Annotated in this window: 1 protein-coding gene; it reads left to right on the top strand. The window is 46.7% G+C overall.

All coding sequences use genetic code 11. The features are described from left to right. Positions 1 to 595 (top strand): hypothetical protein (locus ICN47_RS12740; protein ID WP_216220281.1); only part of this gene is annotated, 595 nt, incomplete at its 5' end. Positions 596 to 599 lie beyond the last annotated feature (4 nt).

Consider the following 599-nt stretch of genomic DNA (forward strand, 5'->3'; position numbering starts at 1 on the left):
CATCATTAATGATCGCAGTGAAGCCTGCTCCGATTACATCATCACCGTCCCAATTGGCAATCGTAAGCAATACTCCCAAAAGAAAGAGTTTGAGCACTTTGATGATTTAATCGTAGATGGCCAGGTGATCTACACCACCTTTAAGCGCAAAGTAGCGCTGTATGACCACTACAACCCTGCTACTGGTAAATCCATCGATTTTTCTAGCGGCCATACGAGATGCTTTTTAAAAAGTGGCTGGTCTGATGCTAATGAAGATTGGGGCATTTGGTCAGTAGGTAAAGAAGCTAAGCTAAGCCTCTTCATGCCCAAGGATCATCCTAAGTATCTGGTCATGGAGGTCAGGGGCTTTGTAAACCCCAAACAAGCAACTCAAACCGTAGAAATTAGCCTAGGTGGGCAAGTATCTCAAAAGGTGACCTTAAGCCGCTTTGAGGGCAATCTGGTAAGGGTACCCATCCCCGCCTCTGCCCAAGGCAAAGAATGGCTCGATATTGCCTTTAAGATACCCGGGGCAGTAAGCCCTAAGGCATTGGGTATTGCTCCAGATGATCGCCTATTGGGTATTGGGCTTAAGAGTGTGGTTTTTGAGTAGGGGC

The sequence above is a fragment of the Polynucleobacter sp. AP-Latsch-80-C2 genome (assembly GCF_018882185.1).
Lineage (GTDB): Bacteria > Pseudomonadota > Gammaproteobacteria > Burkholderiales > Burkholderiaceae > Polynucleobacter.